This is a genomic window from Winogradskya humida (assembly GCF_016862215.1).
GTDB lineage: Bacteria > Actinomycetota > Actinomycetes > Mycobacteriales > Micromonosporaceae > Actinoplanes > Actinoplanes humidus.
Map to the genome: position 1 here is coordinate 1 of NZ_BOMN01000103.1, position 3,946 is coordinate 3,946.

Below are 3,946 nucleotides of genomic sequence, written 5' to 3' on the forward strand. Positions count from 1 at the left end.
GAACGTTGGGCCCGGTCTGAACGTTGGGCCCGGTCTGAACGTTGGGCCCGGTCTGAACGTTGGGCCCGGTCTGAACGTTGGGCCCGGTCTGGATGCTGGGCTTCGGCTTGGCGTTCGGGCGGGGCTCGGGGCTGGGCGGGGGCTTGGGATTCGCGCGGGCTGAAGGAGCGCGGCGTGAGCATGGTTGACGTTGGGAAACTGGCACTCATCACCGCGGCGCCGACGCTGATCGGGGCGGCTGCTCTTTACGCGCCCAAGGTCTGTTCAGCGGTTGCTCGGGTGTGGGCTGAGCGGGCTGCGCAGGAGCCCCAGCCAATCGGGCCACCGATCGAACGACTGGCCACCGATCTGCGGCGGCTGTTACGCCTGCATGATGACTTGACCCGTTCGGCACATGTGGCCATCCGCGCACACCGGCTCTGGTCCGTCGAAGCGGCGATCGCAGTCCGGGCGACCGAAGCGGCTCGCGCACTGGGTGTGGCCCACCAGGAACCCGAGCTACCGGGTGATCTCACCCGCGGCGAACTGATCGCCCTCCTGCACTCCCTCGCCGATGCGGGCATGGTCCTGCCCAGCTCATTAGGACACTTCACCCGACACGGACGCCTCTGACCTGACCAGGCTTCGACGGGCAGAGGTTGGCCGAGCAGACGTGCGTGGTCGGAGAGACGTGCCGGCGGATGGCCGGGCAGACGGGAGAGGCCGGGCGGAGACGGTCAGGCGGGCGGGCGGGCGGCCGGGCAGTCGCGTGGCCGATCAGACGAGTGTGGCCGGGCAGAGACGGGAGGTCAGACGGGAGCGGTCGAGCAAAGGCGATCGGCCGGGCAGTCGGGCAGTCGGGCAGTCGGGCCAGGGTCGACGGGCCAGGGTCGACGGGCCAGGGTCGACGGGCCAGGGTCGACGGGCCAGGGTCGACGGGTCGACGGGTCGACGGGTCGACGGGTCGACGGGTCGACGGCGAATTTTTCGGCGGCGGGGCGGAAGGATCGGAACGGCGGCGGGTGCACCCGCCGCCGTTCCTCATTCCCCGGCGGCGCATAGCGGGGGGCTGTTCGCGCCTGCCGGGGAGGTCTTGAGTCTTGTCGGCGCCACCAGCCGGTCTCGCCGCGAGGCAGCGCAAGGCAACGTCAAGCAGCGCTAGGCAACGCCAGCAGCGCAACGCAACGCAACGCAGCGCAGCGCACGGCAGCAAGACCTGCGAGAGCGGATGCCCGAGCGAATGCCAGGTCAGCGGTTGCGGGTGGGGAGGGCCAGGTTCGGGGTGGAGAGGGTGGAGAGGGTCCGGGCGCTCAGGCGGCGCGGGGGTGAGCTGAGGGTGGTGCGGACGATGCTGGGGGCATAGGCGACAAATTGCGCTCCGTTCGGTCGGTGTCGTGTTTCTGTCACTTGGCGGATCAAGGTGGGGCGGGGCTGTGCGGGGCGGGGCCGGGCCCGCATAGAGCGGGGGCTGTGGGTCGGTGTGGCTCGTCCCAGCAACCGTGACATCCCGGGCTGCCATGATCCGTGGGGGCGCGACGTGTCCCTCGACACGGTTACCGTACGTGTCCGTAGCATTGGCGGGCGTATTGGCGTACCTGTGAGATTTGAGGGTTGGGGTTAAGAATGGCTTAAATTATTGGGGGAGCTATGGGCTGGAAACATTAGGGAGCGTTCATGGAATGGGTAGCCGGCTCGGGGCCCTCCGTCACTCTCCGTAGATTGTCCTCGATCCGCAGGTCGCTGCGCCGCAGGAAATGAACCGCTGGGCTCCCGCGTCCGTACTGTGCGTCGACGGACCATGCCCAGCGGGCCACGAAGCCGGGGGTGACCCGGGTGCTCGGGGGTGGGTGACGCGCCTCCGTGGGTGGTGGCGCCGTACGCAAATCCATGGTTAACCTTCCAAGCCTGCTGCGCGGAGGGGATTCCGGACGCGCGGGCGGGCGGGCGTGGCGGCGAGGACGGGGGGCACGGATGCGGCAGCGGGGCGGCTCGGCGTGTCCGGCATCATGCCCTCGTGACGGGGCGGCCCGATGAGCTACGAGGACGACGAATACTGGGAAGACGAGTACGACGACGACAAGAAGCGCGCCGTACCGTTTCCTGACGCGACCGCTACGGCGCGTGATCCGTACGCGGAGGCTGCTGTTCTTTCCCGGTGGGGACCTGACACCCGCCGGCCGGCGCAGAATCGCAAACCCTCGGCCCGGACCCAATACATCGCGGAAGACGATTTCGACGCTTCCCCCCGCATTTCCCGTACGCCCGGAGCGCCGCCCTCGCGCGCGCAAGCGACCCCGCAGCCGCGCATGCCCGCGCCACCCCAGCCCCGCACAGCGTCGGCTCCGGCGCCCCGCACGCCCGTAGCGCCCCCGCCGCGTACCTCTGCGGCACCTCCACCCAGGACACCCGTGTCGTCCCCGCCCAGGACGCCGGTCTCGGCCGCGCCCCGCATGCCCGACCAGCCGGAGCAGACCGTCGACGAACTGGCCGAACGCAGGCAGCGCCGGCAGAACGGTCACCCCCGCTCAGCGGGCCGCGACGAGCAGATCAAGCAGGCCTTCGACGGCGACCGCCCCAGCTGGCTGGACGACCCGGGCTTCGAAGCAGCCGACCTCGACGCCGCCCCGATCGAATTCGGCCCCGACGGCATCCAGAACCGCGCCCTCGACTTCGACGAACTCGAGTACGACGACCGCGAATTCGACGCCGACGACTGGGAAGCCCAGCGCAAGTACACGTCGGTCCAGCGCGCCCGCCGCATCGAGACCTCCTCCTTCTGGGACGGCGACCCCGCCGACGAAGAGGAAGAACGCCCCCGCCGCAACCGCCGCAAGCCGGACCCCGAGCCCCCCGCTGTTGCCGGCCGCGCGAAGGTCACACCGGCGCGCCCTGCGGAACGTCCCTCCGATCGTCCCGAGGCCCGTCCGGGCAGTCGCCCCTCAGAGCGCCCCGATGTGCGTCCCGGTTCACAGCCCGTGGACCGCCCGGGCACCCGGCCCGCGGATCGGCCTGCCGCGCGCCCCTCTGACCAGCCCGATGTGCGTCCCGGCATCAGGCCCGCGGATCGGCCTGCCGCCCGTATTTCCGAGCAGCCCGACCTGCGTCCCGGCGCCCGCCCGGCCGCCCGGCCTTCCGACCAGCCCGAAATGCGTCCCGGCACCCAGCCTTCCGACCAGCCCGAAATGCGTCCCGGCACCCGCCCCGCGGACCGTCCGGCCGCACGGGTGGCGGACGGCGCTGTGGCGCGTCCGGCCGACCGTACCTCCGGCTGGCCTGTGGACCGGCCTGCCGAATGGCTCGGGGATCAGCCTGCGGAGCAGACCTCCGGCCGGGCGGCCGAGCATCCGACGGACTGGGCGGCGATCCGTCCTTCCGACCGGCCCGGCATTCCGTCGGTACGGCGCGAGGTCGTGCCGCCCACGCCTTCCCCGGCTGCGGCTCCGGAGCCGGAACCGCTCGGCCAGAACAAGCCGCCGAAGGAAAAGAAGCCCTCCCGCCTGCGCTTCCGCAAAAAGGAAGACCGCGAAAGCGCCGCACAGAAGCAGTCCGCCGAGGAGCAGCGCCGCAACGCCGAAAACCCGGCCGCACTCCGCGACGAACCGGGCAGCCGCCGCCCGTTCACCACGCAGCCCGCGCCCCAGCCCTACGAAGCCCAGTCCCCTTACGAAACCCCGCAGTCCTACGAGGCCCAGCAGTCCTACGAGGCGCCGCTCTCCCGCGATGGCCAGCTCTCCTACGAGGGCCAGCCTTACGACAGCCGGCAGCCCTACGACGACGCCCAGCCTTACGACGCGGGCCAGCCATACGAGGCGGGCCAGGCTCTTGACGAGGGCCGGGCCTATGCCCCGAGCCAGGCCTACGACGAGGGCCAGGCTCTCGACGGGGGCAGGGCCTATGACGCAGGCCAGGCTTACGACGAGGGCCGGGCTCTCGACGGGGGCAGGGCCTATGACGCAGGCCAGGCTTA

Annotated in this window: 2 protein-coding genes and 1 pseudogene; 2 read left to right on the top strand and 1 reads right to left on the bottom strand. The window is 71.1% G+C overall.

What is annotated here, in order from left to right; translation table 11 throughout:
* Positions 1-180 precede the first annotated feature (180 nt).
* Positions 181-612: a hypothetical protein gene (locus Ahu01nite_RS36010; RefSeq protein ID WP_239159408.1), complete on the top strand. Its 432-nt coding sequence runs from the start codon at positions 181-183 to the stop codon at positions 610-612.
* Between the two features lie 615 nt (positions 613-1,227).
* On the opposite strand, the gene Ahu01nite_RS36015 is transcribed toward Ahu01nite_RS36010, so the two are convergent.
* On the bottom strand, positions 1,228-1,386 hold the full coding sequence (locus Ahu01nite_RS36015) for a hypothetical protein (RefSeq protein WP_203841204.1): 159 nt from the start codon (positions 1,384-1,386) through the stop codon (positions 1,228-1,230).
* A gap of 623 nt (positions 1,387-2,009) precedes the next feature.
* On the opposite strand from Ahu01nite_RS36015, the pseudogene Ahu01nite_RS36020 reads away from it, so the two are divergent.
* Positions 2,010-3,946 (top strand): annotated as a pseudogene (locus tag Ahu01nite_RS36020) (hypothetical protein); the annotation flags it as partial.

What these genes read in the sequence shown, in the direction of transcription:
- Ahu01nite_RS36010 (WP_239159408.1), top strand. Translation starts at nt 181, where the DNA reads ATGGTTGACGTTGGGAAACTGGCACTCATCACCGCGGCGCCGACGCTG.